Origin of the sequence: Rhodococcus sp. NPDC058639, from assembly GCF_042717545.1 — a bacterium.
Taxonomy (GTDB): Bacteria; Actinomycetota; Actinomycetes; order Mycobacteriales; family Mycobacteriaceae; genus Rhodococcus.
On sequence record NZ_JBHXRF010000008.1, the window covers coordinates 207,344 to 233,322 of the forward strand.

Below are 25,979 nucleotides of genomic sequence, written 5' to 3' on the forward strand. Positions count from 1 at the left end.
GAAGTACGTTGGTGCTGACTGGCTAGCTGGCCTTCTTGATCGCGCGGCCCTTGTCGGCGTATTCGTAGAAGCCGGCGCCCGACTTCTTTCCGACGAGCCCTGCCTCGACCATCCGCTGCAGCAGCGGCGGAGCGGAGTACAGGGGCTCCTTGAACTCCTCGTACATCGAGTCGGCAATCGCCTTCACCGTGTCGAGGCCGACGAGATCGGTCAGTGCGAGGGGGCCCATCGGGTGAGCACAGCCCAGCACCATCGTCTTGTCGATGTCGTCCTTGGTTGCGAACCCGGATTCGACCATCCGGATCGCCGACAGCAGGTACGGCACGAGCAGTGCGTTCGCGATGAAGCCGGCACGGTCCGACGAACGGACGACCTGCTTGCCGAGCACATCCGCAGCGAACGCCTCCGCGCGCCGAGCGACCGTGGAGCCGGTCTTCAGCGTGGTGACCAGTTCGACGAGCGGGAGCACGGGCACCGGGTTGAAGAAGTGCATTCCGATGACTCGCTCGGGAGCCGCGGTCGCGATGCCGAGCTTCATGATCGGGATCGACGACGTGTTGGACGCCAGCACCGCGTGGGGATCGGTGACGATCTTGTCGAGTTCGGCGAAGATTTCACTCTTCACCTTCTCGTCCTCGACGACGGCCTCCACGACGAGCTGACGGTCGGCGAAGTCACCGAGATCGGAGGTGAAGCGCAACCGCCATGCGGCCTGCTCCCGCTCGCGTTCGGTGATCTTGCCGGTGCTCACCCCACGGTCGAGCGACCGGAGGATGCGGGCGCGTCCGGCTGCCGCGAGTTCGCGGGTCTGCTCGAACACGAGTACGTCGACATGAGCGCGTGCGCACACCTCGGCGATACCTGCGCCCATGATGCCGGCGCCGATCACGCCGACGCGCTGAATCTTTTCGCTGGTCACGTCAGCTCCTTCTCGTTTGTGGGGTCGTGAGAGGTCGTCGCTGGATGCGCGCGCACCCCGCGGCGGGATATCGGGGACCTGAGGGATCCCGCCGCGGGGTGGACCTTGGGTGGCGCTGTTCCTAGTGGAACTGGCCTTCCTCGGTGGAGCCCTTCAGGGCAGCCGTGGAGGTGTTGGGATCGACGGTGGTGGCGATCGAATCGAAGTACCCGGCGCCGACCTCACGCTGGTGCTTGATGGCGGTGAAGCCACGCTCTGCAGCAGCCTTGAACTCGCGCTCCTGCAGGTCGACGAAGGCGGTCATGCCCTCGCGGGCGTAGCCGTGTGCCAGGTCGAACATGCCGTAGTTGAGCGAGTGGAAGCCCGCCAGCGTGATGAACTGGAACTTGAAGCCCATCGCGCCGAGCTCCTTCTGGAACTTCGCGATGGTCGCGTCGTCCAGGTGTGCCTTCCAGTTGAAGGACGGGGAGCAGTTGTAGGCGAGCAGCTGGTCCGGGAACTCGCTGCGGACGGCCTCGGCGAACTTCTTCGCAACCTCGAGGTCCGGCACGCCGGTCTCCATCCAGATGAGGTCGGAGTACGGGGCGTATGCCTTGGCGCGAGCGATGCAGGGCTCGATGCCGTTCTTGACGCCGTAGAAGCCTTCGGCGGTACGGGTGCCGTCGAGGAACTCACGGTCACGCTCGTCCACATCGGAGGTGATCAGCGTGGCTGCCTCCGCGTCGGTACGGGCGATGACGACCGTCGGGACGTCGGCGACGTCGGCTGCGAGGCGAGCCGAGGTCAGGGTGCGGATGTGCTGCTGGGTGGGGATGAGCACCTTGCCACCGAGGTGGCCGCACTTCTTCTCGGAAGCGAGCTGGTCCTCCCAGTGGGAACCGGCAACGCCGGCCGCGATCATGGCCTTCTGCAGCTCGTAGACGTTGAGCGCGCCACCGAAGCCGGCTTCGCCGTCGGCGACGATCGGTGCCAGCCAGTTCTCGACCGAGGTGTCACCCTCGACCTTGGCGATCTCGTCGGCGCGCAGCAGTGCGTTGTTGATACGGCGCACGACCTGCGGAACCGAGTTCGCCGGGTACAGCGACTGGTCCGGGTAGGTGTGACCCGACAGGTTCGCGTCGCCGGCAACCTGCCAGCCGGACAGGTAGATGGCCTTGAGGCCGGCGCGGACCTGCTGCACAGCCTGGTTGCCGGTGAGGGCGCCCAGGGAGTTGATGTAGTCCTCGTTGTTGACGAGATCCCAGAGGATCTCGGAGCCGCGACGCGCGAGGGTGGCCTCTTCGACGACGGTGCCCTGCAACTTCGCGACCTGCTCGGCCGTGTAGTTACGGGTAACCCCGTTCCAGCGGGGGTTGGTGTCCCAATCCTTCTGAATTTCCTCAACGGTGCGCGGGGTGCCGGTGGTCGACATCAAAAAGCTCCACTCTCTCGATCTGAATCCGCCATGGAACGCTCAGCAGTACGTGTGTACGGCTTCACATTCTTTGCGTTCCCTTCGGATGTACTCCATGACAATGACACAGCCGAAAAACCCCGTCTACCTGTTGCTAATGCCAATCTTGGCTACGTTCGAACCGACGCTTGCAAATCTTGCTAATAAGTGGCCGCGCCAACGGCCGGGTTTTTTACCGTTTGGTTACCCGTCGGTAGGTTCCTACCTCGGCTTTTGCCGGAAAAGTAATGTGGCGACACCCGGAGCCGGAGGGCCCGCGACCGGGCCCGGCAGTCGCGACCGAACCCACGCCTCTGTGAGCGCACTCACATGCCCGGCACCGGCCGGATCCGCCTCCCCCGGCGCGCAACGGGCGCTTCTCTTAACAACTTGCGAACAACACATTGCAAAGCACCCCGACCGGGCTTTACCCTGGGCGAATGGCCAAGACCTTCGTCGGCGCCCGCTTGCGCCAGCTACGCACCGAGCGGGGACTGAGCCAGGCCGCGCTTGCCAAGACGCTCGAGATCTCCGCCAGCTACCTGAACCAGATCGAACACGACGTCCGGCCTCTCACCGTGCCGGTACTCCTGCGCATCAGCGAAGTGTTCGGCGTCGACACCACGTTCTTCTCCTCCCAGGACGACACCCGGCTCATCGCAGAGCTGCGGGAGGTCGCGCTCGATCAGGAGATGGGCATCGAGACCGATGCACAGGAGATCGCGGAGATGGTCGCGGCGCATCCCAACCTGGCGCGCGCCATGGTCAACATGCACCGCCGATTCCGGAACACCACCGCGCAACTCGCCGCGGCCACCGAAGATCGCTACAGCGACGGCAGCGGCAGCGGCTCCATCACCATGCCGCACGAAGAAGTGCGCGACTACTTCTATCAGCGCCACAACTACCTGCACGATCTCGATACAGCAGCGGAGGAGCTCGCCAACCGGATCCGGTTCCACCGTGGCGACGTGGGCGGCGAGATCGCCAAGCGCATGCAGACCGCACACGACGTCCAGATCGTGAAACGGATCGATCTCGGCGAGAACATTCTGCATCGCTTCGACCCGGAGACCCGGATCCTCGAGGTAGCGCCCCAGCTGTCGGGTGGCCAGCAGGTGTTCAAACTCGCCATCGAGCTGGCGTACCTCGAATGCGGAGACCTCATCGACCGGCTCGTCGACGAAGGTGCGTTCACGAGCGACGCGTCGCGCACGCTCGCCCGCTTGGGCCTGGCCAACTACTGGGCAGCCGCACTGCTCCTGCCGTACACGCAGTTCCACGAGATCTCCGAGAACTTCCGGTACGACATCGAGCGGCTCTCCGCCTTCTACGGCGTGAGCTACGAGACGATCACCCACCGCCTCTCCACACTGCAGCGGCCCAAGCTGCGCGGCGTCCCGTTCTCCTTCGTCCGGGTCGACCGCGCCGGCAACATGTCGAAACGGCAGTCCGCGACGGGATTCCACTTCTCGACGAGCGGTGGAACCTGCCCGCTGTGGAACGTGTACGAGACATTCGCGTACCCCGGCAAGATCATGACGCAGATCGCGCAGATGCCCGACGGCCGGCGCTATCTCTGGGTTGCCCGCACCGTCGAGCGCCGCGCGGCTCGCTACGGGCAGCCGTCCAAGACCTTCGCGATCGGGCTGGGCTGCGAACTGCGCCACGCCCACCGTCTCGTCTACGCCGACGGTCTCGACCTCGACGAAAGCAACCCCGGTACCCCGATCGGGTCGGGCTGCCGCGTGTGCGAGCGCGTGAACTGCCCGCAGCGGGCGTTCCCGCCCCTCGGCAAGGAGATCGACATCAACGAGCACCGCAGTTCGGTGTCTCCGTATCTCGTCCGCTGACGACGGGTCACCGACTCGCACACAGCGCTGTAAGGACGATGTAACACACTCGTCACCCGCGTCACACAACTGTGACCGGGAGATATTCTGGCGCAACAACGCCCTTCTAGTGTTTGGCCTCGCGGATACAGAGTTGTATACGCCGCCGGATACACCGGTCCTCTCCGGTCCCACCTTCGAAGGAAGGGCACCTTCATGTCAGTTGCCAGGTCCAAGTTCGCCACTCGCGCCATCGCGGCGCCTGCAGCGCTGGTCGCCGTCGGTCTCGTCCTGACCGCCTGTGGAAGCCGCGCGGGAGACACGCCCGACACGTCGGCGGGTGCTTCCGGCGGCACGTCCTGTGTCGACACCTCGGGCGACACCATCAAGGTCGGTTCGCTGAACTCGCTCTCGGGCACGATGGCGATCTCCGAGGTCACCGTGCGTGACTCGATCGCCCTTGCCGTGGAAGAGATCAACGCGGACGGCGGCGTCCTCGGAAAGCAGATCCAGGTCGTCGCGGAGGACGGCGCCTCGGAGCCGACCGTGTTCGCCGAGAAGGCCGAGAAGCTCATCAGCTCCGATTGTGTCGCAGCAGTATTCGGAGGATGGACGTCGTCCAGCCGCAAGGCGATGCTCCCGGTGTTCGAGGATCGCAACGCATTGCTGTACTACCCGGTCCAGTACGAGGGCCTCGAGTCGTCGTCGAACATCTTCTACACCGGTGCGACCACCAACCAGCAGATCGTGCCGGCGCTCGACTACCTCAAGGAACAGGGCGTGAAGTCCTTGTACCTGGTGGGCAGCGACTACGTGTTCCCGCAGACCGCGAACCGGATCATCAAGGCCTACGCCGAAGCGAACGGCATCGAGATCAAGGGTGAGGACTACACTCCGCTCGGGTCGACGGACTTCTCCACCATCGTCAACAAGGTCCGCACCGCCGACGCGGACGCCGTATTCAACACGCTGAACGGCGATTCCAACGTCGCGTTCTTCCGTGAGTACACCAACGCGGGTCTCAACGCGAAGGACATGCCGGTCGTCTCGGTGTCCATCGCCGAGGAAGAGGTCGTGGGTATCGGCGCGCAGAACATCGAGGGCCAGCTCACCGCATGGAACTACTACCAGACCGTCGAGTCCCCCGAGAACGCGTCGTTCGTCGAAGCGTACAAGGCCAAGTACGGCGCCAACAAGCCGACGTCCGACCCGATGGAAGCTGCCTACACCTCCGTCTACCTGTGGAAGAACAGCGTCGAGAAGGCCGAGTCGTTTGCGGTCGAGGACGTCGTGAAAGCTTCCGACGGAGTCTCTTTCGACGCTCCTGAAGGCACCGTGACGATCGACGGCGACAACCACCACATCACCAAGACCGCCCGTATCGGTGAAATCCGCGGTGACGGCCTGATCTACACCGTGTGGGAGTCGGACGGCGCCATCGATCCCGATCCGTACCTCGAGTCCTACGACTGGGCCGCGGGACTGTCCGGAAACTGACGCTCGCGACCGGGAAGCCGACCAGGGAGGCACCATGGATGTCCTTGTAGGACAGTTGTTCACAGGATTGAGTATCGGTTCGATCCTGCTGCTGGCGGCACTGGGCCTGTCGCTGACCTTCGGGCAGATGGGCGTGATCAACATGGCCCACGGCGAGTTCATCATGGCCGGCAGCTACACCGCCTTCGTCGTCCAGCAGGTGATCTCGTCCGCGGGTCTGTCCCTGTTCGTCTCGCTGCTCGTCGGCTTCCTGGTCGGTGGGGCGATGGGTGTCCTGCTCGAGGTCACCCTCATCCGCCGCATGTACCACCGGCCCCTCGACACCCTGCTCGTCACGTTCGGTGTGGGCCTGCTGCTCCAGCAGGCCGCCCGCGACATCTTCGGCGCACCCGCCGTCAACGTCGTGGCCCCGGCCTGGTTGTCGGGTGGTGTCGAGATCCTGGGCGCGGTGGTACCGAAAACCCGCCTGTTCATCCTGGTGCTGTCGGTGATCTGCGTGATCGCACTCATCGCTTCGATGAAGTACACCCCGATGGGCCGGCGGATCCGCGCGGTCGTGCAGAACCGCGACCTCGCGGAAACCGTCGGAATCTCCTCGCGCCGAACCGATATCACCACGTTCTTTCTCGGTTCCGGTCTCGCGGGCCTCGCCGGCGTGGCGCTGACGCTGATCGGCTCGACCAGCCCCACCATCGGGCAGGCGTACCTGATCGACGCGTTCCTCGTCGTCGTCATCGGCGGCCTGGGCAGGATCGAAGGCGCCGTGCTTGCCGCCGTCGCCCTGGGTCTGCTCAATTCGTTCATCGAATACTCCACCACCGCCTCGATCGCGAAGGTGATCGTCTTCGTGATCATCGTGATCTTCCTGCAGGTCCGTCCCCAAGGCCTGTTCGCCGTCAAGACGAGGAGCCTGGTCTGATGTCTGTGACGTTCTCCCCCCGGTCCCTGACACAACCCGGACCCGTCCGCACCGCAGCAGGATTCGCGCTCGCCGCACTCGTATTGTTCGGCATCGCGCCGGCGTTCCTGTCCGACTTCCGGCTCGGCCTGCTCGGCAAGTTCCTGTGCTTCGCGATCGTCGCCGTCGGAATCGGGCTCGCATGGGGGCGCGGCGGCATGCTGACCCTCGGGCAGGGCGTGTTCTTCGGGCTCGGCGCGTACATCATGGCGATGCATCTCAAAATCGCCGACGCGCAGTTGCGTGAGGACTCCGTTCCCGACTTCATGCAGATCGCGGGAATCCGTGAGCTACCGGCATATTGGGTGCCGTTCACCTCACCGTTCGTCGCGATCCTGGCGATCCTCATCGTCCCGGCGCTGGTCGCGGCGCTGCTGGGGCTCGGTGTGTTCAAACGGCGTGTGAAGGGCGCCTACTTCGCGATCCTGTCCCAGGCTCTCGCCGCCGCCTTCGCCATCCTGCTCGTCGGTCAGCAGTCCACCGGCGGTTCCAACGGCCTCAACCGGTTCCGCACCTTCTTCGGCTTCGAGCTGTCCGATCCCGTCAACAAGCGGATGCTGTTCTTCATCGTGGCAGCCATCCTGCTGCTCGTCGTCGCCGCCACCCGGCAGCTGATGCAGTCCCGCTACGGAGAACTGCTCGTCGCGGTGCGCGACCAGGAGGAACGCGTCCGGTTCCTCGGCTACGACCCCGCCAACATCAAGGTGGTGGCCTACACCGTCGCCGCGTTCTTCGCCGGCATCGCCGGAGCGATGTTCGTTCCCATCGTCGGCATCATCTCCCCCGCCGACATCGGCATCGTTCCGTCCATCGCCTTCCTCATCGGCGTCGCCATCGGAGGCCGCAGCACCCTGCTCGGGCCGGTCCTCGGCGCGATCGGAGTTGCGTGGGCCCAGACCGCGCTGTCGGAGAACTTCCCGTCGGCCTGGACTTACGCCCAGGGACTGCTGTTCATCGTGGTGGTCGGCTTCTTCCCCGCCGGCCTGGCCGGACTCGCCACCGTATGGCGCCGGCGCCGCCGGTCCCGGCCCGAACCACCCGCCGACGACGTACCCGCAGCGACGACCGAATTGGAGCCGGCACGATGAACGCACCCGTCTACGGCGGCAACGCCGGCATGGCCAGCGACTACCTCGAAATCCGCGACCTGCGAGTCACCTTCGACGGCTTCCACGCCGTCGACGGAGTGAACCTCACACTCCTGCAAGGCGACCTGCGATTCCTGATCGGACCCAACGGCGCCGGCAAGACCACCCTCGTCGACGCGGTCACGGGCCTGGTCCCCGCAACCGGTTCCATCACCAAGTCCGGAATCGAACTCGTCGGCAAGAAGACGCACAAGATCGCCCGCCTCGGCGTCGGCCGGACGTTCCAGACCGCGTCGGTGTTCGAGGAACTCTCGGTGCTCCAGAACCTCGACATCGCCGCAGGCGCCGGGCGCTCCCCGTGGCAACTACTGCGCCGCCGTAAAGACGTGCTGCCCGAAATCGAGGAAGCCCTCGAGACGATCGGCCTGTCCGCTCACCGCGACACCCCGGCGGGCATCCTCGCGCACGGCCAGAAGCAGTGGCTCGAGATCGGAATGCTCCTCGTCCAGAACGCCGACGTGTTGCTGCTCGACGAACCGGTCGCCGGCATGAGCGGCGACGAACGCGAGGAAACCGGCCGGCTGCTGCGCCGTATCGGGGCGCAGCGCACCGTTGTGGTGGTCGAACACGACATGGACTTCATGCGTGCGTTCGCCACCTCGGTGACCGTGCTGGCCCGCGGCAAGGTCATCGCGGACGGCACCGTCGAAGAGGTGCAGAACGACCCGCAGGTCCAAGAGGTCTACCTCGGCACCGCAGCTGCGGTCGGTTCCGACGGCACCGACACCTTCCAGGAGGCATGATGCTCGAACTCGTCGACGTGCGAGCCGGTTACGGCCGCACCGAAGTTATCCACGGTGTCTCGGTCACCGTTCCCTCCGACGGAGTCGCCGCCGTGATGGGCCACAACGGCGCCGGGAAGACCACGCTGCTGCGCGCCGCCGTCGGTCTCCTTCCGATCTCCTCGGGCAAGATCCTGTTCGACGGGCACGACATCAGCGGACTCCGCCCGGCAGCACGCGTGGCCCGGGGGCTCGCCTACGTGCCGCAGGGCCAGCAGTCGTTCGGGCAGCTCACCTGTAGCGAGAACCTGCAGGTGGTCGCGGACGGTCGCAAGAACGGCAAGAAGCTCGTCGCCGACATGCTCGACCTCTTCCCCGCACTCGTCCCGCTGCTCGACCGTCGGGCGGGCCTGCTCTCCGGTGGCCAGCGTCAGCAACTCGCGATTGCACGCGCCCTGATCACCGAGCCGCGCATGCTCATCCTCGACGAACCGACCGAAGGCATCCAGCCGTCGGTGGTCGCCGAGATCGAGAACACCATCGTCGAACTCAGTCGAGGCGGAAACCTCGGTGTCCTGCTCGTCGAACAGCACATCGGTTTCGCCCTCGACAACGCGCGCCACTACTACGTCCTCGAATCCGGGCGCGTCACCTCCACCGGAGAGGGTGGCGCGGACGCCGCGACAACCGTCCGCGCGGCGATGGCGATCTGATGCGTCCCGGCGTCACCCGGCGGGAACAGGTCTACCGGGCCCTGCGCACCGACCTGATGTCCGGCGACCTCACCCCCGACGAACGCCTCAGCGAGGAACGGCTCGCCGAGCACTACGGTGTGTCACGCACCCCGGTGCGCGAGGCGCTGGCTCGGCTCGTGTCCGACGGCCTCGTCGAACGTCGTGAGTACGGGCTGTTTCCGTATCGCCCGCGCCTCGAAGATCTCGCGGGCCTCTACGAACTCCGGATCACCTTGGAACTTCGAGGGATCCGCCGCGCGCGGGACGACGACTCCATCCGGCACGACCCCGACATTCTCGGTCCCGAACTCGACCGCTGGTACGTCATCCGCCGAAATCTTCCGGAACCCGACGCGGGCTTCGTGACCCTCGACGAGCAATTCCATCTCACGATGCTGGCAGCGTCCGGAAATCGTGCGCTGTGCGACGCACTCGCCGTGGTCAATCAGAAAGTGCGGCCGGTGCGCATGTTCGACTACCTCACACCGGACCGGATCTCTGACACCGTCGACGAGCACATCGCGGTCGCGGAACTCGTCCTGGACAACAGACTCGACGACGCGCACCGCATGCTCCTCGAGCACATCGGCACCTCCCGAACAGTTGTCGTACGGCGCTCGGAGGAAGCCCTGAACGTGGCACGGCTTGCCCGGGCGGTCCGTGAGTGATCGTGCGACACTGGCGGGTATGACGCCCCGCATCCGGCCCGGACGTTTCAGGGAACTCGGCCCGCTCAACTGGGCTGCATGGAAAGCGCTCTCCGCGGCGGCGGGCACCACCGACGCTCACCTGTTCAGCACGCTCGGACGGACCGGGCGGTTGTTCCGTGGGTGGCTGCACTATTCCGGCATGTTGATGCCCTTCGGCAGGCTCGGCCGCTTCGAGGGCGAGATGATCATCCTGCGAGTCGCGCACCTGCGGGGCAGCGCATACGAGACCGACCATCACACCCGGCTGGGCCGTCGCGCCGGCATCACCGACGACCTCCATGCGCGCATCGTCGCCGGGCCGGACGCCGAGGGCTGGAGCCCCCGTCACCGCGCGATCCTCGGCGCCGTCGACGAACTGGTATCGACGAAAGATCTCTCGGACGAGACGTGGTCGACACTCGCGGATCATCTCGACGATCGAAAGCTCATCGAATTCTGCTTGCTGGTCACCCAATACGACGGTCTTGCCACCACGATCGGCACGCTCCGCCTCGACCGCGACTTCGGCTAGTTCACCCGGCACGTGCTCACACAGTGAACAGTGAGCATCCTCTAACCCCGCCGTAACACGGCGTCACAACGGTGTCATCGCAGGTCAATAGCGTATACAGCTATGTCGACAGAAACGGACACAGGGACACCGGAGCCGCTGCGGCTCCAGGTCTACCGCCAGTTGCGTGACGATGTGATGAACGGATCGGTCCGTGTCGGCGACCGCATGACGGAGCCGAAACTCGCTGCACGGTTCGGCATTTCACGCACCCCAGTACGCGAAGCACTCGCGATGCTCGTCTCCGACGGTCTCATTCGCAGAGAAGACTACGGATTCTCACCCCAGCCACCGAGCATTCCGCGCATCCGGAACCTGTACGAACTGCGAATCACCCTGGAATTGCAGGGCATCACCCGCGCACTCGACGATCCGGCCGTGCGGCACGACCGGACGGCGCTCGAATCCGAACGTACGCGGTGGCGGGCACTTGCCGACGACCCGCCGGCGCAGGAACCGGGCTTCGTCGTCGCCGACGAGGAGTTCCATGTGGCGCTGCTGGCGTCGTCCGGAAACACCGAACTCGTGACCGCCCTCGAATCCGTCAACTCCCGGATTCGCCATGTGCGGATGTACGACTTCATGGTCAACAGCCGCATCGAAACGTCTATCGCAGAGCATCTCGGCATCCTCGACGCCGTCCTCGACGACGACCTGCCTACCGCTCGTACCCTGCTCCACCGCCATATCGGCGAATCTCTCTCCGTTGTTCTCGACAGGGTGACCCGCGCGGTCACCGCGATGTCGCTGGCCGACTGACAGCGCTGCCGTCCCGCCCCTATCCGAGGAGCTCGTCTTGACCTACGCCTTCGATACCCTGCTCGTTGCCAACCGCGGCGAGATCGCCTGCCGCATCATGCGTTCGGCCCATCTGCTCGGCCTCAAGACCGTCGCCGTGTACTCCGATGCCGACGCCTCGGCCGCGCACGTCGAACTCGCCGACGTGGCTGTGCGACTCGGCCCTGCCCCCGCAGCCGAGTCGTATCTGCGCGCCGATCTGGTGATCGAGGCTGCCCAGGCAACCGGCGCCGGCGCGATCCACCCCGGCTACGGATTCCTCTCCGAGAACGCCGATTTCGCTTCCGCATGCGAGGCCGCGGGTATCGCGTTCGTCGGGCCGACTCCCGAACAGTTACGCGTGTTCGGTGACAAACACACCGCGAGAGAGGCCGCGCGCGCCGTGGGCGTCCCGCTCGTCGCGGGCAGCGGACTGCTCGGCTCGCTCGACGACGCCCTCGTCGCGGCCGAGGACATCGGATATCCGGTCATGCTCAAAGCGGTCGGTGGCGGCGGGGGCATCGGCATGCAGGCGTGCTTCGGTCCCGACGATCTTCGCTCCGCCTACGAACGGGTGCTGCGCCTGGCGTCGGCCAATTTCTCCTCGTCCGGTGTGTTCCTCGAACGATTCGTGGCACATGCGCGACACATCGAAGTGCAGGTGTTCGGCGACGGGCACGGCCGCACCCTCAGTCTCGGCACCCGCGACTGCTCCCTGCAGCGCCGCAACCAGAAGGTCGTCGAGGAAGCGCCCGCTCCGAACCTTCCCGACGAGATCGTCGAACAGCTGCTGTCGTCGTCCCGCGCGCTCGCGGACTCCGTGCGCTACCGGTCTGCGGGAACGGTGGAGTTCGTCTACGACATCGACCGTGGCGAGGCATCCTTCCTCGAAATGAACACCCGGCTCCAGGTGGAACATCCGGTGACCGAGGAGGTCACCGGTGTCGACCTCGTCGAGTGGATGCTCCGGCTCGCGCGCGGTGAGACCGACATGCTCGACGCGCTGCCCGACACCGGACCCGCGATCAGCGGGCACGCAGTCGAGGCGCGGGTCTACGCCGAGGATCCCGGACACGACTACCGGCCGAGCGCAGGCCTGCTCACCCAGGTGGAGTTCCCCGCGCACACCCGCATCGAGACGTGGGTGGACACCGGGACCGAGGTCAGCTCGTTCTACGACCCGATGCTCGCCAAGGTGATCGTGCACGGCGAGTCCCGTCGCACCGCCTTCGCCGCATTGGCCGACGCGCTCGACGACACCCATCTCTACGGCGTCCAGACGAACCTGCCCCAGCTTCGCCGTATCTGCACGGCCGCTCCGGTTCTGGCCGCCGAGCATGCCACCTCCACCCTGGCGGGACTGCGCGCGACCGGTCACCGTATCGACGTGTTGCGGGCGGGCACGATGACCACCGTCCAGGACTTTCCCGGCCGTACCGGGTTGTGGGAGGTGGGAATTCCGCCGTCCGGGCCGATGGACGACCTGTCGTTGCGTGCGGCGAACGTGGCCGTCGGAAATCCCGAGGGCGCTCCCGGTCTCGAATGCACGCTGCAGGGCCCACGCCTCGAGTTCTCCGACGCCACCTTCGTGTGTGTCACCGGCGCTCCGGCAGAGGTGACGCTGGACGGCGCGCCGGTACCGATGTGGGAGCCGATCGAGGTTCCCGCCGGTTCGGTGCTCGACGTGGGCGCCCCCGCCGACACCGGCCTGCGCACCTACGTCGCCGTGCGCGGTGGCCTGGACGTACCGCTGTTCCACGGCAGCGCGTCGACCTTCACACTCGGCGGCTTCGGTGGCATCACCGGCCGGGCCGTGGCCACCGGTGACGTCCTGGGCGTCGCCGACACCGACATCGACACCGAGCCCGCCCCTGTGCCGGCCGAGGGTCGGCCGGAGTTCACGCACACGTGGCACCTCGCGGTCACCGAGGGTCCGCAACCGGCACCCGACTACTTCACCCCCGAAGACATCAGCCAGTTCTACGACACCACCTGGACGGTGCAGAGCCACGCCAACCGCACCGGTATCCGGCTCGACGGCCCGAAACCCACCTGGTCGCGCACCGATGGCGGGGACGCCGGCCTCCACCCGTCGAACCTGCACGACAATCCCTACAGCGTCGGCGCTCTCAACGTCTCGGGTGACACCCCGATCCTGCTCGGTCCCGACGGCCCCAGCCTCGGCGGGTTCGCATGCCCGCTGACCGTCGTGTCCGGTCACCGCTGGAAGCTGGGACAGATCCGGCCGGGTGACTCGTTGCGGTTCGTCCCGGTGACCGACGCCGGTGCGGCCGCCTTGCGCACCGGCACCGTCCGCGGCGCGGACCTTCCGCCGGTGGAACGGCAGATCGCCTCCGACGGCGGCCGACTGGGCCGGACGGAGGCCGTCCTCGACCGTCCCGAGGCCGTCTATCTGCGCGGCGGCGACGACAACATACTCGTCGAGTACGGGGACATGGTCCTCGACCTGGGGTTGCGCATGCGAGTGCACGCGCTCTCCGAGGCTCTCGCAGCCACCGGTCTTCCGGGGATCGTGGACGTGACGCCAGGGGTGCGGTCGCTGCACATCCATTTCGATCCGGATGTGCTGCCGGCCTACCGCCTGCTCGGTGTGCTGCAAGATCTCGAGACGGAACTCCCCGCGACACGCGACCTCGTGGTGCCGAGCCGCACCGTGCGTCTTCCGCTGTCCTTCGACGACCCGTCGATCTCCGAGGCGATCTCCCGGTACCGCAGCGGTGTCCGTGACGAGGCGCCCTGGTTGCCGTCGAACATCGAATTCATCCGTCGCATCAACGGATTGGAGTCCGTCGAGCAGGTGCGCGACGCCGTCTTCGACGCCGAATACCTCGTCCTCGGACTCGGCGACGTGTATCTCGGTGCTCCCCTTGCCGTGCCCCTCGATCCTCGGCACCGCCTCGTGACCACCAAGTACAACCCGGCGCGCACCTGGACCCCGTCCGACGCCGTCGGTATCGGTGGGAAGTATCTGTGCGTCTACGGCATGGAGTCACCGGGCGGGTACCAGTTGGTGGGCCGGACGGTCCCCATCTGGTCCGGCTACCGGCAGACCGGACCGTTCGAACAGGGCAAGCCGTGGCTGTTCCGGTTCTTCGACCGCATCGTCTGGGAGCCGGTGACACCGGAGCAGTTGCTCGAGTACCGGGCCGCGTCGAAGGCCGGGCGGTTCGACGCCGACGTCTCGGAGGGCACGTTCGTTCTCGCCGACCATCTCCGCTTCCTCGAAGACAACGCCGAGTCGATCGCAGCGTTCGACGAGAAACAATCCGAGGCGTTCGAAATCGAGAAGCGCGCGTGGCACGCATCCGGTGAGTTCGACCGGGTCGATGCCGAACCCGTCGAGGTATCCGCACCCGTCGACCCCCTCGACGGAATGCCTGCGGGTGCGACGGTCGTGGAGGCACCGATGGTCGGCAACGTCTGGCGGGTCGAAGTGACCGAAGGCGACCACGTGGCCTCGGGTACCACCGCAGTTATTCTCGAAGCGATGAAGCTCGAGATGCCCGTCCTCACCGACGTGGCGGGCACAGTTCTGAAAGTCCTCGTGGAACCCGGTAGCAAAGTGGCACCCGGTACCCCACTCCTCGTGATCGGAGCAGCAGCATGACCGTGAGTACCGGCAGCGCAACGGACGGCAGTGCGGCCCTCTCCCCGGAAAGCGCGATCACCGCTACCGAACGAGCCCGGGATGCGTTGCGCCGCATCGAGGAAGTGGATCGGCCCGAGGTGTGGATCACCCTCCGCGACACGACCGATATTCTTGCCGACGCCGCCGCGGTCGACGCACGCGTCGCCGCGGGTGAAAGTCTGCCCCTCGCGGGGCTGCTCGTTGCCGTGAAGGACAACGTGGACGTCGCGGGGATGCCCACGACGTCGGCGTGCCCCGAATTCGCCTATACGCCCGAGATCACCGCCACCGGCGTCGCGCGACTCGTCGAGGCCGGTGCCGTGGTGCTCGGCAAGACGAACCTCGACCAGTTCGCGACCGGGCTGGTGGGCTCCCGCAGTCCTTACGGTGCCGTGCGGAGCGCGTGGGACCCGGATCGCGTCTCCGGCGGATCCAGCTCGGGTTCGGCCGTCGCGGTCGCGTTGGGCATTGCCGACATCGGAATCGGCACGGACACAGCAGGATCCGGACGGGTGCCCGCAGCGCTGAACGGCATCGTCGGTATCAAAGCCACGCTCGGTGTCATCCCGACGTACGGCGTCGTTCCTGCCTGTATCGATTACGACTGCTTGACCGTCCTCGCGCGAGACCTCGACCTCGCCACAGCCGCAGCAGCAGTGATGGCGGGTCCGGACCCGCGCGATGCACGGAGCCGCTCCTGGCCCGCCGACGTCCGTCTCGCCGCGTCTTCGGCGGTGCGCCTGGCCATGCCGCGGCCGGAGGACCTCGACGCACTGTGCGACGAGTATCGCGAAGCGTTCGCCCTCACGGTGGTCGCGGCCCAGCAGCGCGGAATCGACGTCGACGAGGTGGACATCTCCCCTCTCCTCGACGCGGCAACTCTGCTCTACGACGGTGCCGTGGTCGCGGAACGCTACGCCGCGGTGGGCGAGTTCCTCTCCGCCGCGCCGGCCGGTGCGGACCCGACCGTCGCCGCGATCGTCGCCGGGGCGAAGAAACCTGCCGCGCACGAACTCGTCGCGGACCTCGACACCCTCACCCGCGCGAAGGCTGAGGCGGTGCGACTCCTCGAAGGCTTCGACGGACTGCTACTGCCCACGACGACCGAACATCCGACTATCGCTGCGGTACAAGATGATCCACTAGGCATCAACCGCCGCATGGGGACGTACACGAATTTCTGCAACCTGCTGGACATGGCGGCGGTGGCGGTGCCGGGACAACCCACGGCCGCGGGCAACCCGTTCGGCGTCATGGTGGTCGTGCCGGCGTTCCACGATCAGATCGCGGTCGACGTCGCGGCGGCACTGACGGGCGGCAGGGCACCGCGCTTCGTGGACTCCGGCGTGGACCTCGCCGTGTTCGGAGCACACCTGCGCGGGCAACCGCTCCACTTCCAGCTCGAGAACCTCGGAGCGCGCTTCACCGAGGAGATCCGCACGTCCGATGCCTATCGCCTGATGGCACTGGACACCACACCGCCGAAGCCCGGCTTGGTGCGCCACAGTGCCGGAGCAGGGGCCTCGATCGCGGGCGAACTGTTCCGCATCTCCGAAGCGGGACTGGGCCGTTTTCTGGCGGCCCTTCCCGCTCCGATGACGCTGACGAGCGTGGAACTCTCGGACGGACGCTCGGTCGTCGGCTTCGGGTGCACCCACGACGCGGTCGCGGACGCCGCCGACATCACCGAGTTCGGCGGGTGGGTCGCCTACCGCCGCTCCGGGCGGTAGGCGAGAAACCGCTCAGCGCGGCGGCGGATCGACCTCGACGCCGCCGCGCTCGTGCTCCGGGCCGGCGGCAGGATGCTCCGCGGGCAACCGGCGACGGAATCGTGCCGCTTCACTCGGAGCCGGCTCGCCCGTCGGATCCGCGGAACTGCGGTAGGGACCCGGCTTCGGGCGTGCCTCACCGCCGGGGAACGCGAGACGGGCGATGGTGCGGTGCACCATCCACCACTGCTGCCCGAACCGCCCGGTGTTGTACGGCAGCTCGTAGCGTTCGCAGATGTCTTTGATCTTGGGCGCCACCTCGGAGTACCGGGTGCTCGGCATGTCGGGGAACAGGTGATGTTCCACCTGATAGCCGAGGTTGCCGCTGATGATGTGGAACAGCGGACTTCCCTCGATGTTCGCCGAACCCACGAGCTGGCGGACATACCAGCCGCCGCGCGTCTCGTTCTCGACTTCCTTCTTCCCGAACGTGTAGGTCTGGTCCGGGAAATGCCCGCAGAAGATGATGGCGTGGGCCCACACGTTGCGGATGATGTTGGCGGTGACGTCCGCGAGCACGGTCGACAGGAAGGTCTTTTCCACGCCGGGCAGCCACCGGTCGGCGATGTCGGCGCCCGCGCCCCACCTACCGGATCGGCGCAGCCATCCGCCTACGCGGGAGGTCTTCGGTTGCGGCAGCTTTCCGCGCATCGCGACCTGCGCCAGGCCGAATACCGCGGCGCTGACCAGTGGCCACCCCACATAGTCCTTCACGAATTGGGCTTTCGCCTTTCCGGCGATGCCCTTGAGTTCTTCGAGTACCTGCGTGGGCGACTTCTCGCCCGCCCAGAGCGCCTCGAGGTCGAGGTCGTGCAGGGCGACGCCCCATTCGAACAGGACGGTGAGCAGGGCGTTGTAGAAGGGCTGGGCGAGGTAGACCGGATGCCACCGCTGTTTCGGGTCGATCCGCATGATCTCGTATCCGAGATCCTTGTCCAGGCCACGAATGTTGGTGTACGTGTGATGGATGTAGTTGTGGGAGTGCTTCCAGGCTTCGGCCGTGGACGCGGTGTCCCAGTCCCACACGGAGGAGTGGATGTCCGGGTCGTTCATCCAGTCCCACTGGCCGTGCATGACGTTGTGGCCGATTTCCATGTTCTCGAGGATCTTCGCCATCCCGAGGCACGCTGTCCCGGCCACCCAGGCGGGCTTCGACGAGGACGCGAACAAGATCACGCGGCCGGCCACGACGAGCTGCCGCTGCGCTGCGATGACGGACTTGATGTACTTACGGTCCTTCTCGCCGAGGCTGGCGTACACCTCGTCGTGGATCGCGTCGAATTCTTCGGCCAGTCGTTCGAGTGTCTCTGCGCTCAGATGAGCGAGCGGGCTTTCCACTTCTGGAGACGCGGGTGCGGTCGTCTCTTCGGTGTTCGTCATACGTGCCCCATTCGTCGGGAGCTGTCGCAGCGCGTGCCGCTCACAGCTCTATTTCGATGTCACCCTCCGCGGTGTGGATGCAGGTACGCACCGAAGCCCCGGTGGGTTCGCTCACCTCGTCGGTTCGCAGGTCCCGGAGTTGCCCGGAACGCAACGTCCCCACGCAGGTGTGGCAGATACCGATACGGCAGCCGTACGGCAACTTGAGGCCGGCGTTCTCGCCCGCGACCAGGATCGGGGTTCCCCCGTCGCACTCGACGTCCTGTTCGCTTTCGAGGAAGTGGATGGTGCCGCCCTCGCCGCTTCCCGCATTCCCCCCGATAACGGGCTGGAAACGTTCGAGGTGGAATCGCTGCGAGTCGGCGTGGTCGTTCCAATGTTCCTCGAGCACGTCGAGCAGCTCACGCGGCCCGGAGACGAAGGTTTCCCGCGCGCGCCAGTCCGGACACACATCGTCCAGGTCGTCGGGTGTGATCCGCCCCCGCTCGCCACTGATCCAGACCTCCAGGCACAGACCCGGATGGCGGGCGTCGAGGTCGCGCAGTTCCGACGAGAAGATCACGTCGTCGTGGGCCGACGCAGAATGCACCACCACGACGTCCCGGAGCAGGTTCCGGTGGTCAAGGCTGCGCAGCATGCTCATGATGGGCGTGATGCCGCTACCTGCGCTGATGAACAGCAGTTGGGCGGGGACCGGCTCGGGCAGCGTGAAGACACCTTCCACCTCGCCGAGGCGCACGATGTCGCCCGGGGCGATCTTCCGTACGAGGTGGGGCGACACGACCCCGCCCTCGACGACTTTCGGAGTGACGCTGATGAGTCCGTCCCGGGGGTCCGGGTCGGATGTCAGAGAATAAGCCCGCCAGTGGTAGACACCGTCGATGATGACTCCGAGGCGGACGTACTGGCCCGGTTCGTGCCCGGGCCACTCGTACGCGGGCCGGATCAGGACCGAGGCCGTGTCCTCGCTCTCCGGAACCACCCGCTCCACCCGTCCGCGGAGCTCACGGGTGGACCAGAGCGGGTTGATCATCTCGAGGTAGTGGTCCGGTTCGAGAGGTGTGAACAGTCGCCGCACCGCGTGCAGCAGCCACTTGCGAACCGGATGTACATGGGGCCGAGCGCCGCGTTCCGCCATTTCGTCACCTTAACGCGCGGTGCCGCCGGCTCTGCGACAAACCGGACGGCTCCGCCGCGTCGTCACCTCAGGATCGTCAACATCACCACGGAGTCGATCTCGGCCTCGAGACGATGCACAATGCCCGCATCGAGGTGCACGACCGTGCCGGGGACCAGCGACACGGTTCGCTCCTCGGTCGAGAACGAGACGTCGCCGACGACGGTCTGCACCAGAATCGGGAACTTCGCCTGATGGTCTGCCATCGTCTGTCCCGCGCTGAAGCTGATACGGATCACCGTCGCGCCGGTTCCCGCGGCCAGTTTCTCGATGCGCGGGGTGTCCCCGCTCTGGGCGTTGAGTGTGGCCACGCCCTCGATGACGGTGATCTCGCCGTCCTTGCCGTCCGTTGTCGTCACGCCGCCTTCTTTCTCGCGATGACCTCGATCGCAACAAGGTTCTTCTTGTATTTCGTGAATGTCGAATGCATCTGCAGCACCCTTGCACGTGCATCCGAGTCTCGCAGCACATCTCCGGCGAACCGGTGCTCACATCCGGACGGCAGGACGACGCGACCGTCACCGGTCCCGGAACGACGTCAGCCCGGGACGACGGTCGAGTCGCCCCGGGCTGAGCCGGTACATCCGAACGGATCCGCCCGACCGAAGGATCAGAAGTTGATCATGTGGCCTGCGAGACCGTGAATGGCCTCCTGCAGCGCCTCACTGAGCGTCGGGTGCGTGTGGACGTTGCGCGCCAGTTCGTTGACGGTCAGATCCCACTTCTGGGCGAGGGTCAGCTCGGGGAGCAACTCGGAGACGTCGGGGCCGATGAGGTGGCCGCCGATGAGCTCGCCGTGGGTCTTGTCGGCGATGAGCTTGACGAAGCCGGTCGGGTCGCCCAGACCGTGGGCCTTGCCGTTCGCGGTGAACGGGAAGGTCGCGACCTTGATGTCGTAGCCTTCGTCCTTCGCCTGCTGCTCGGTCAATCCGAAGGACGCCACCTGGGGCTGGCAGAACGTCGCGCGCGGCATCATGCGGTAGTCGCCGAGTTCGAGGGTCTCGGCGTTGCCGATGGTCTCGGCCGCCACGACGCCCTGCGCCTCGGCGACGTGTGCGAGCTGAAGCTTCGCGGTGACGTCACCGATCGCGTAGATGCCCTCCACGTTGGTGCGCATCCGCCCGTCGATCGCAATCGCCCCGCGATCGGTCAGCTCGACACCGGTCTTCTCGAGACCGTAACCCTCGACGCGCGGGGCGAATCCCACCGACTGCATCACCTTGTCGACGGTCATCGTCTCGACGTTCCCGGACTTGTTGTCCTTGATCTCGACAGTGACGTTCGTGCCGTTGTCGGAGATCTTCTGGACGGCTGCGCCGGTTTTGATGGTGATGCCGAGCTTCTTGTACGCCTTCGCGATTTCCTTGGAAACGTCGGCGTCCTCGTTGGGGAGCGCGCGATCGAGGAACTCGACGATCGTGACGTCGACACCGTAGTTCTTCAGGACGTAACCGAACTCCATGCCGATGGCGCCGGCGCCGACGATGACGATCGAGCCCGGAAGGTCGCGGGTGAGGATCTGCTCCTCGTACGTGACGACGTTCTCGCTGAGTTCGGTTCCCGGCAGGAGCTTGGTGACCGAACCCGTCGCAATGATGACGTTGTCGAAGGTCACCTGCTCGGTTCCGCCCTTGGTGAGCGCAACCTCGATGGTCTTGGCATCGACGAACGAGCCCAGACCGTCGTACTCGGTGATCTTGTTCTTCTTCATCAGGAAGTGCACGCCCTTGACGCGACCGTCGGCCACCTTGCGGCTCCGGTCGTAGGCGGCACCGAAGTCGAAGGACACATCTCCCGACATACCGAAAGTCTTGGCCTCTTTGGTGAAAAGATGCGCCAACTCGGCATTTCGGAGAAGCGCCTTCGAGGGGATGCAGCCTACGTTCAGGCAGACACCGCCCCAGTACTTCTGCTCGATGATGGCGGTGCTCAATCCCAGCTGTGCCGCGCGGATAGCAGCGACGTACCCACCGGGACCGGCTCCGAGGACAACGACGTCATAGTGTGAGGTCACAGCCATACAGGGTAGTCCTGCCCAATTCGCCTGTCTGCCGATGGTCCGGTTACCCATCGGTAGGGTGGCTCTCGCGCGTTCATCGCTGCGCGCCGTACTGCCGCACCGCGAGCGGAACCGCCACCGTGACGGGCATCGGCAGCTTCAGCCCAAGATTCCTCGGTCGTACGCGGTCGCCACCGCCGCCGCGCGATCCGCCACCTCGAGCTTCCCGAAGATGTGGGTCAGGTGGGTCTTGACCGTCGCCTCGCTGATGAACAATTCCTGCGCGATCGCGCGGTTCGACGTGCCCTTCGCCACCAGGGTCAGTACCTCGCGCTCCCGCGCGCTGAGCGACCTCGATGCGCCCGGACCGCGCACGCGCGAAAGCAGCCGCGACGCCACCACCGGCGAGAGGACGGTGCGCCCCTCTGCGACAGCGCGCACCGCCGCGAACAGTTCGTCACGGGGCGTGTCCTTCAGCAGGTAGCCGATCGCCCCGGCCTTTACAGCCGAAAAGGCATCGGTGTCGGTGTCATATGTCGTGAGGACGAGTACGCGGCTCCGGACCTTGCGGGCGGTGAGTTCGGCGATTGCCTCGACTCCCCCACCCCTCGGCATCCGTAGGTCCATCAGCACCACATCCGGATCCAGGCCCAGAGTCACCACCACCGCCTCCGGTCCGGACGACGCTTCTCCCACGACCGCGAATTCGGTTGAAGCAGCGAACATCCCACGCAGCCCGTCGCGGACGACCGGATGGTCGTCGGCGATGAGCACCGTGATCGCGTCGGCACTCATCCGACCGTTCCCTCTCGCACCAGCGGAACCCGCACCGAGACCGCCGTCCCGGCACCGGGCTCCGATTCGACAGTCACTTCGCCGGCAACGCGAGCCGCCCGGGACTGCATGCCCCTCAACCCGAACCCGCGCACCGATCCTGCGGACGGATCGAAACCGCATCCGTCGTCTCGCACATCCACACTCACTTCGTCCTCCATATACGAGACCGTGACACCGACACGTCCCGCCCCGGCATGCTTGCTCACGTTGGCGAGTGCCTCCTCGGTGATGCGCAGGAGCGTCGCGCCGATGTCGTCGTGCAACGGCTCGGCTGTACCCGTCACGGTGAATACGGCAGTTACCCCGGAGTCCGCCTCCCACATCTTCACCGCTCGCCCCAGCACCTCGTCGAGTGTGCCGTGCTCGAGCGCCTGCGGGACCAGATTCTGCACGGAGCGACGGGCTTCGGACAGGCTGCGGCGCGCAAGTGCCGCGGCCCGCTCCACATGCCCCTCGGCCACGACCGGGTCGACGGTGTTCTGGGCCGCCTGCAATTGCGTGACGATCCCCGTGAGACCCTGCGCCAGGGTGTCGTGGATCTCGGCGGCGAGACGTCGCCGCTCGTCGTCGATGCCGGCCTCCCGTGCGCGCAGCACGAGCTGCGCGTGGAGTGCCTCGTTCTCGAAGATGGCTTGTTCCAGAAGGTGATTCGTACGTTCGAGTTCCGCGATCGCGTCGATCCGTTCCTGGGTCCGCGTCTCCTCTCGCGCGCTGATTCGAAGCATCATCATCGCGATCGAGGAGTTGATGGCGAACAACGCACCGAACGCGATCCACATGGTGAGGCCCGACGGCGGGAGACCCCCGATCTGAGATCCCGCCATCGTCACCGCTGTCGAGAGCAGCCCGACGCGCACCCAGCGCTCGGGGAGTAGCCGCTCTGCATCGAAGTACCCGATGAAGGCGTAGAACACGAAGAACGGATTGAGCCAGCTCAGGACGAACGCCAGAACAGTACGCCCGGTGAAGTACACAGCGTCCTTGTCGCGACGCCACCACCAGCGCTCCCAGCACACTGCGCCGGCAACCAGCACGAGAGCCGACACCCGTTCGGCCGGCGTCATGAGCAGCTTGGCGGAGGCCAGGGACAGGATCGTCCCGACCGCGAGCAGCACCCACGGTCCCCACCTGTAGATGCGCTCCCAGTAGTCGTCCGTCGGGGGCGCTGCCATCGCGTCCGTCGCCACGTTGTTCAGCATGACGGGTGCTGCCGTCGTTGCCAACGAAATGTCACCGCCGACCGGTGTCACTGCTGCGGACCGAAATCTACTGCCAGCGAAACCAGCGTGCCGCTGCGGCGGTCAGGACCACCGCCCACAACGCCACCACCGTCAACCCACCCGCGCTGGGCCACTCCCCTCCCGCCGCCTGGTCGAGGATCTGCGAGGCCGCACCGAAGGGCGTCACCTCGACGATCCGCTGCAGCAGATCCGGCATGGTCTGGACCGGGAGCCACACCCCGGCGCAGAACATCATCGGAAAGAAGACGATGGTGCCGATCATCTGTGCGATCCGCGTGGTCGCCGAGACGGCTGCAATCGCAGCGCCCATGCTCAGCGCCGCTGCAAGCGTGAGCAGCACCGCCAGCGCGTAGCCCCACGGCTGCTCCGGAAAAGCCACTCCGAACACACCGCGGCCGACGAGCAGGGCGAGTACGACCGACCCGGCCACGGCCACGGCATGTACCACGATCTGCGCCAGCAGAATCGTCACCGGCCGGGCCGGGGTCACCGACAGCCGGCGCAGGATTCCGCGTTCACGATACGACGACAGCACAGCCGGCATCGTCTGGATGCCCGCGACGATCATCGACAGCAACACCACGACCGGAACGTAGAGATCGATCACCCGGCGTCCCCCGAGACTCGCGTCTGGCTCCCGGAAGGCAGGGATGAGACCGAGAATCGTCAGCAGGACGACAGGGAACGCGAGGATCCAGAACATCGCGCCGGGTTCGCGGACGAACAGGCGCGCTTCGGTGCGCACTACCGCGGTCACGGGATTCGTATCGGTCGTCGTCATGGCCGCTTCTCCGGGGTCGTGATATCGAGGAATGCGTCGTCGAGGGTCGCTTCTGTGATGCGGAGCCGTCGAGCGGAGATGCCTTCGCGAGCGAGGAGCGCGAGCACCGCTTCGACCGAGTCGTCGTTGCCTTCGACGACCAGTCGGTCGTGGTCGTGCCGCACCGCCAGGACTCCGGGCAACGGCGTCAGGGCATCCGGATCGAGCGGAGCCGATGGGCGGAACGAGACGGCGACCGCTGTCGAGGTGCGGGCGATGAGTTCCGAGGGCGTGCCCAGCGCCTTGATCCTGCCGGTGTCGAATACCGCGACCCGGTCGCACAGCCGCTGCGCCTCTTCCATGAAATGGGTGACCAGCAGCACCGTGACCCCCGAGTCCCGGATCTCTTCGATCAGCTCCCATGTCTCGCGGCGGCCACGCGGATCCAAGCCCGTGGTGAGTTCGTCCAGCACCACCACCCGCGGCGTTCCGATCAGCGCGAGCGCGATGAAGAGGCGCTGTTGCTGTCCCCCCGACAACTTCGCGAACCGGGTGTCGAGCACGTGCTCGAGGCCGAGCCGTTCTGCCAGCGCCGTCCCGTCCGCGGGGCGCGGGTAGAACGATGCGTAGAGATCCAAGGCCTCCTGCACGGTCAGTTTCGGCTGGAGTTCGCTCTGCTGTAGCTGTGCCCCGAGCAGTTCCGTCAGCACGCGGCGGTCGGCGACCGGGTCGAGCCCTGCGACGCGTACGGTCCCTTCGTCCGGTGCTCGCAAGCCGGAAACACATTCGGCGGTGGTGGTCTTCCCTGCCCCGTTGGAGCCGAGAATCCCGAATATCTCTCCTTCTCGGACATCGAAACTCACACCGTCGACGGCGGCGCGGTCGCCGTACCGTTTGTACAGGCCTTTCACTTCTACGATCGGCATGGTCCGAGCTTGCCCGGCGGGGGCGGGCCGCCACATCGCCCGACGGTCTCACACGACATCAACCGATCGGGGGATGCGGGTCAGTCGCCCGAGGTGCCGGTTCTGCGAGCGAAAGATCGCATTTTGCGCAGGTACCCGGGTATCGACCGGAACGGCACGCGGACGGGCCAGTCGTCCGGCCGGAAGTAGGCCTCGGTACCGCCGTCGACGACGACGACACTGCCGGCCATGAAGTCGGCGGCCGGAGACACCATGAACTCGACCCACTGCGCGATCTGTTCGGCGTCGCCGAATCCGCCGAGCGGAACGGGGAAGCTCTCGACCGCCCTCTTCAACGGACTGTCGAGTTGTGCGTCGAGCAGTGGTGTGGAGATCGCGCCCGGGGCGAGGACGTTGAGCCGGATGCCGGCACCCGCCCATTCCGGCGTCACGGCTGTACGGCGCACCCAGCGCGTCACCGCGATCTTGGACGCTGCGTAGGTGAACGGCGGGCCCGATTTGGCGATCCTGGTGGCCCGCGCGACGCCCTTGTCCATGTCGCCCGCGAGAAACGCCTTCACCGCAGAATTCGGTACGCCCGGCGTGGTCGTCGTGGAGTTGGAGCCGAAGACCACCACCTTGCTGTTTCCGGCCGCGGCCAGTGCCGGACGCCAGCCCACGAGCAGATCGATCACACCGCGCACATTGACCTGGGCGATGAGCGGTTCCCTACCGGGAGTGGGGCCCAGGCCGGCGGCAAGAACCGCACCGTCGAGCGTGGCTCCGGCCAGGTCGAGGGTGCCGCGGATGGCGTCGGACCGTCCCTGCGGAGTCGAGAGGTCGGCCACCACATCGGCGTCCCGGATGTCCACACCGATCACGGTGTGGCCTGCGGCGCGCAGTCTTTCCGCGCTCGCTTTGCCCATTCCCGACGCCGATCCCGTTACTACGTATACGCCCATAACCGTGCTGCCCCCGCTTCG

At 66.2% G+C, this 25,979-nt stretch carries 22 protein-coding genes; 11 read left to right on the forward strand and 11 right to left on the reverse strand.

Going from position 1 to position 25,979, the window contains the following annotated elements; all coding sequences use genetic code 11:
- Window positions 1-22 precede the first annotated feature (22 nt).
- Window positions 23-919, reverse strand: coding sequence for a 3-hydroxybutyryl-CoA dehydrogenase (locus ACFWU2_RS17530; protein WP_169619314.1), 897 nt, complete (start codon window positions 917-919; stop codon window positions 23-25).
- Between the two features lie 121 nt (window positions 920-1,040).
- On the reverse strand, window positions 1,041-2,330 hold the full coding sequence (gene aceA, locus ACFWU2_RS17535) for an isocitrate lyase (RefSeq protein WP_378608467.1): 1,290 nt from the start codon (window positions 2,328-2,330) through the stop codon (window positions 1,041-1,043).
- Window positions 2,331-2,791: 461 nt separating this feature from the next.
- Here aceA and ramB point away from each other — a divergent pair, with 461 nt between their 5' ends.
- The 11 genes from ramB (at window position 2,792) to atzF (ending at window position 16,658) form a co-directional block, all read left to right on the forward strand.
- Complete coding sequence (gene ramB / locus ACFWU2_RS17540; RefSeq protein WP_378608470.1) at window positions 2,792-4,204, forward strand: acetate metabolism transcriptional regulator RamB; 1,413 nt, start codon at window positions 2,792-2,794, stop codon at window positions 4,202-4,204.
- Between the two features lie 195 nt (window positions 4,205-4,399).
- Window positions 4,400-5,680 (forward strand): urea ABC transporter substrate-binding protein, encoded by a 1,281-nt coding sequence (gene urtA, locus ACFWU2_RS17545; RefSeq protein ID WP_378608473.1) that lies wholly within the window; start codon window positions 4,400-4,402, stop codon window positions 5,678-5,680.
- Between the two features lie 34 nt (window positions 5,681-5,714).
- Complete coding sequence (gene urtB, locus ACFWU2_RS17550) at window positions 5,715-6,599, forward strand: urea ABC transporter permease subunit UrtB (protein WP_378608476.1); 885 nt, start codon at window positions 5,715-5,717, stop codon at window positions 6,597-6,599.
- Window positions 6,599-7,726, forward strand: coding sequence for an urea ABC transporter permease subunit UrtC (gene urtC, locus ACFWU2_RS17555; RefSeq protein WP_378608479.1), 1,128 nt, complete (start codon window positions 6,599-6,601; stop codon window positions 7,724-7,726). The genes urtB and urtC overlap by 1 nt, the downstream gene beginning before the upstream one ends.
- A complete protein-coding gene (gene urtD / locus ACFWU2_RS17560; protein ID WP_169619302.1) occupies window positions 7,723-8,529 on the forward strand; it encodes an urea ABC transporter ATP-binding protein UrtD in 807 nt (268 codons plus the stop codon). Before urtC ends, urtD begins: the two co-directional genes overlap by 4 nt.
- Window positions 8,529-9,221, forward strand: coding sequence for an urea ABC transporter ATP-binding subunit UrtE (gene urtE, locus ACFWU2_RS17565; protein ID WP_169619603.1), 693 nt, complete (start codon window positions 8,529-8,531; stop codon window positions 9,219-9,221). Before urtD ends, urtE begins: the two co-directional genes overlap by 1 nt.
- Window positions 9,221-9,910 (forward strand): GntR family transcriptional regulator, encoded by a 690-nt coding sequence (locus ACFWU2_RS17570; protein WP_378608482.1) that lies wholly within the window; start codon window positions 9,221-9,223, stop codon window positions 9,908-9,910. Before urtE ends, ACFWU2_RS17570 begins: the two co-directional genes overlap by 1 nt.
- 19 nt (window positions 9,911-9,929) lie before the next feature.
- The gene (locus tag ACFWU2_RS17575; RefSeq protein ID WP_378608484.1) at window positions 9,930-10,463 is read left to right on the forward strand and encodes a carboxymuconolactone decarboxylase family protein; all 534 of its coding nucleotides are present in this window, start codon (window positions 9,930-9,932) and stop codon (window positions 10,461-10,463) included.
- A gap of 102 nt (window positions 10,464-10,565) precedes the next feature.
- The gene (locus ACFWU2_RS17580) at window positions 10,566-11,261 is read left to right on the forward strand and encodes a GntR family transcriptional regulator (RefSeq protein WP_378608487.1); all 696 of its coding nucleotides are present in this window, start codon (window positions 10,566-10,568) and stop codon (window positions 11,259-11,261) included.
- Between the two features lie 37 nt (window positions 11,262-11,298).
- Entirely contained in the window at window positions 11,299-14,907 is a 3,609-nt protein-coding gene (uca, locus tag ACFWU2_RS17585; protein ID WP_378608490.1) for an urea carboxylase, read from the forward strand.
- Between the two features lie 2 nt (window positions 14,908-14,909).
- The gene (atzF, locus tag ACFWU2_RS17590) at window positions 14,910-16,658 is read left to right on the forward strand and encodes an allophanate hydrolase (RefSeq protein ID WP_378608754.1); all 1,749 of its coding nucleotides are present in this window, start codon (window positions 14,910-14,912) and stop codon (window positions 16,656-16,658) included.
- 12 nt (window positions 16,659-16,670) lie between these two features.
- Here the strand turns inward: atzF and ACFWU2_RS17595 are convergent, their stop codons facing one another.
- The 9 genes from ACFWU2_RS17595 to ACFWU2_RS17635 all read right to left on the reverse strand — a co-directional run bounded on the left by ACFWU2_RS17595 (window position 16,671) and on the right by ACFWU2_RS17635 (window position 25,958).
- Window positions 16,671-18,077 (reverse strand): fatty acid desaturase family protein, encoded by a 1,407-nt coding sequence (locus ACFWU2_RS17595; RefSeq protein ID WP_378608493.1) that lies wholly within the window; start codon window positions 18,075-18,077, stop codon window positions 16,671-16,673.
- A 40-nt stretch (window positions 18,078-18,117) separates the two neighbouring features.
- Window positions 18,118-19,215 (reverse strand): ferredoxin reductase, encoded by a 1,098-nt coding sequence (locus ACFWU2_RS17600; RefSeq protein ID WP_378608496.1) that lies wholly within the window; start codon window positions 19,213-19,215, stop codon window positions 18,118-18,120.
- A 62-nt stretch (window positions 19,216-19,277) separates the two neighbouring features.
- Window positions 19,278-19,613, reverse strand: a complete 336-nt coding sequence (locus ACFWU2_RS17605; RefSeq protein WP_378608498.1) for a cupin domain-containing protein — start codon at window positions 19,611-19,613, stop codon at window positions 19,278-19,280.
- 251 nt (window positions 19,614-19,864) lie between these two features.
- Window positions 19,865-21,268, reverse strand: a complete 1,404-nt coding sequence (lpdA, locus tag ACFWU2_RS17610) for a dihydrolipoyl dehydrogenase (RefSeq protein ID WP_378608501.1) — start codon at window positions 21,266-21,268, stop codon at window positions 19,865-19,867.
- Between the two features lie 144 nt (window positions 21,269-21,412).
- On the reverse strand, window positions 21,413-22,048 hold the full coding sequence (locus ACFWU2_RS17615) for a response regulator (protein WP_378608504.1): 636 nt from the start codon (window positions 22,046-22,048) through the stop codon (window positions 21,413-21,415).
- Window positions 22,045-23,313 (reverse strand): sensor histidine kinase, encoded by a 1,269-nt coding sequence (locus ACFWU2_RS17620; RefSeq protein WP_378608507.1) that lies wholly within the window; start codon window positions 23,311-23,313, stop codon window positions 22,045-22,047. The genes ACFWU2_RS17615 and ACFWU2_RS17620 overlap by 4 nt, the downstream gene beginning before the upstream one ends.
- 43 nt (window positions 23,314-23,356) lie before the next feature.
- Window positions 23,357-24,112: an ABC transporter permease gene (locus ACFWU2_RS17625; protein WP_378608509.1), complete on the reverse strand. Its 756-nt coding sequence runs from the start codon at window positions 24,110-24,112 to the stop codon at window positions 23,357-23,359.
- The gene (locus tag ACFWU2_RS17630) at window positions 24,109-25,017 is read right to left on the reverse strand and encodes an ATP-binding cassette domain-containing protein (RefSeq protein ID WP_378608512.1); all 909 of its coding nucleotides are present in this window, start codon (window positions 25,015-25,017) and stop codon (window positions 24,109-24,111) included. The genes ACFWU2_RS17625 and ACFWU2_RS17630 overlap by 4 nt, the downstream gene beginning before the upstream one ends.
- 80 nt (window positions 25,018-25,097) lie before the next feature.
- Entirely contained in the window at window positions 25,098-25,958 is an 861-nt protein-coding gene (locus tag ACFWU2_RS17635; RefSeq protein WP_378608515.1) for an SDR family oxidoreductase, read from the reverse strand.
- Window positions 25,959-25,979: the final 21 nt, after the last annotated feature.

Coding starts and splice junctions, on each gene's coding strand:
- ACFWU2_RS17580 (WP_378608487.1), top strand. CDS start 10,566: ATGTCGACAGAAACGGACACAGGGACACCGGAGCCGCTGCGGCTCCAG.
- urtC (WP_378608479.1), top strand. CDS start 6,599: ATGTCTGTGACGTTCTCCCCCCGGTCCCTGACACAACCCGGACCCGTC.
- ACFWU2_RS17575 (WP_378608484.1), top strand. CDS start 9,930: ATGACGCCCCGCATCCGGCCCGGACGTTTCAGGGAACTCGGCCCGCTC.
- ACFWU2_RS17600 (WP_378608496.1), bottom strand. CDS start 19,215: ATGGCGGAACGCGGCGCTCGGCCCCATGTACATCCGGTTCGCAAGTGG.
- ramB (WP_378608470.1), top strand. CDS start 2,792: ATGGCCAAGACCTTCGTCGGCGCCCGCTTGCGCCAGCTACGCACCGAG.
- ACFWU2_RS17625 (WP_378608509.1), bottom strand. CDS start 24,112: ATGACGACGACCGATACGAATCCCGTGACCGCGGTAGTGCGCACCGAA.
- urtE (WP_169619603.1), top strand. CDS start 8,529: ATGCTCGAACTCGTCGACGTGCGAGCCGGTTACGGCCGCACCGAAGTT.
- urtA (WP_378608473.1), top strand. CDS start 4,400: ATGTCAGTTGCCAGGTCCAAGTTCGCCACTCGCGCCATCGCGGCGCCT.
- ACFWU2_RS17570 (WP_378608482.1), top strand. CDS start 9,221: ATGCGTCCCGGCGTCACCCGGCGGGAACAGGTCTACCGGGCCCTGCGC.
- aceA (WP_378608467.1), bottom strand. CDS start 2,330: ATGTCGACCACCGGCACCCCGCGCACCGTTGAGGAAATTCAGAAGGAT.
- ACFWU2_RS17595 (WP_378608493.1), bottom strand. CDS start 18,077: ATGACGAACACCGAAGAGACGACCGCACCCGCGTCTCCAGAAGTGGAA.
- ACFWU2_RS17635 (WP_378608515.1), bottom strand. CDS start 25,958: ATGGGCGTATACGTAGTAACGGGATCGGCGTCGGGAATGGGCAAAGCG.
- urtD (WP_169619302.1), top strand. CDS start 7,723: ATGAACGCACCCGTCTACGGCGGCAACGCCGGCATGGCCAGCGACTAC.
- urtB (WP_378608476.1), top strand. CDS start 5,715: ATGGATGTCCTTGTAGGACAGTTGTTCACAGGATTGAGTATCGGTTCG.
- ACFWU2_RS17630 (WP_378608512.1), bottom strand. CDS start 25,017: ATGCCGATCGTAGAAGTGAAAGGCCTGTACAAACGGTACGGCGACCGC.
- ACFWU2_RS17615 (WP_378608504.1), bottom strand. CDS start 22,048: ATGAGTGCCGACGCGATCACGGTGCTCATCGCCGACGACCATCCGGTC.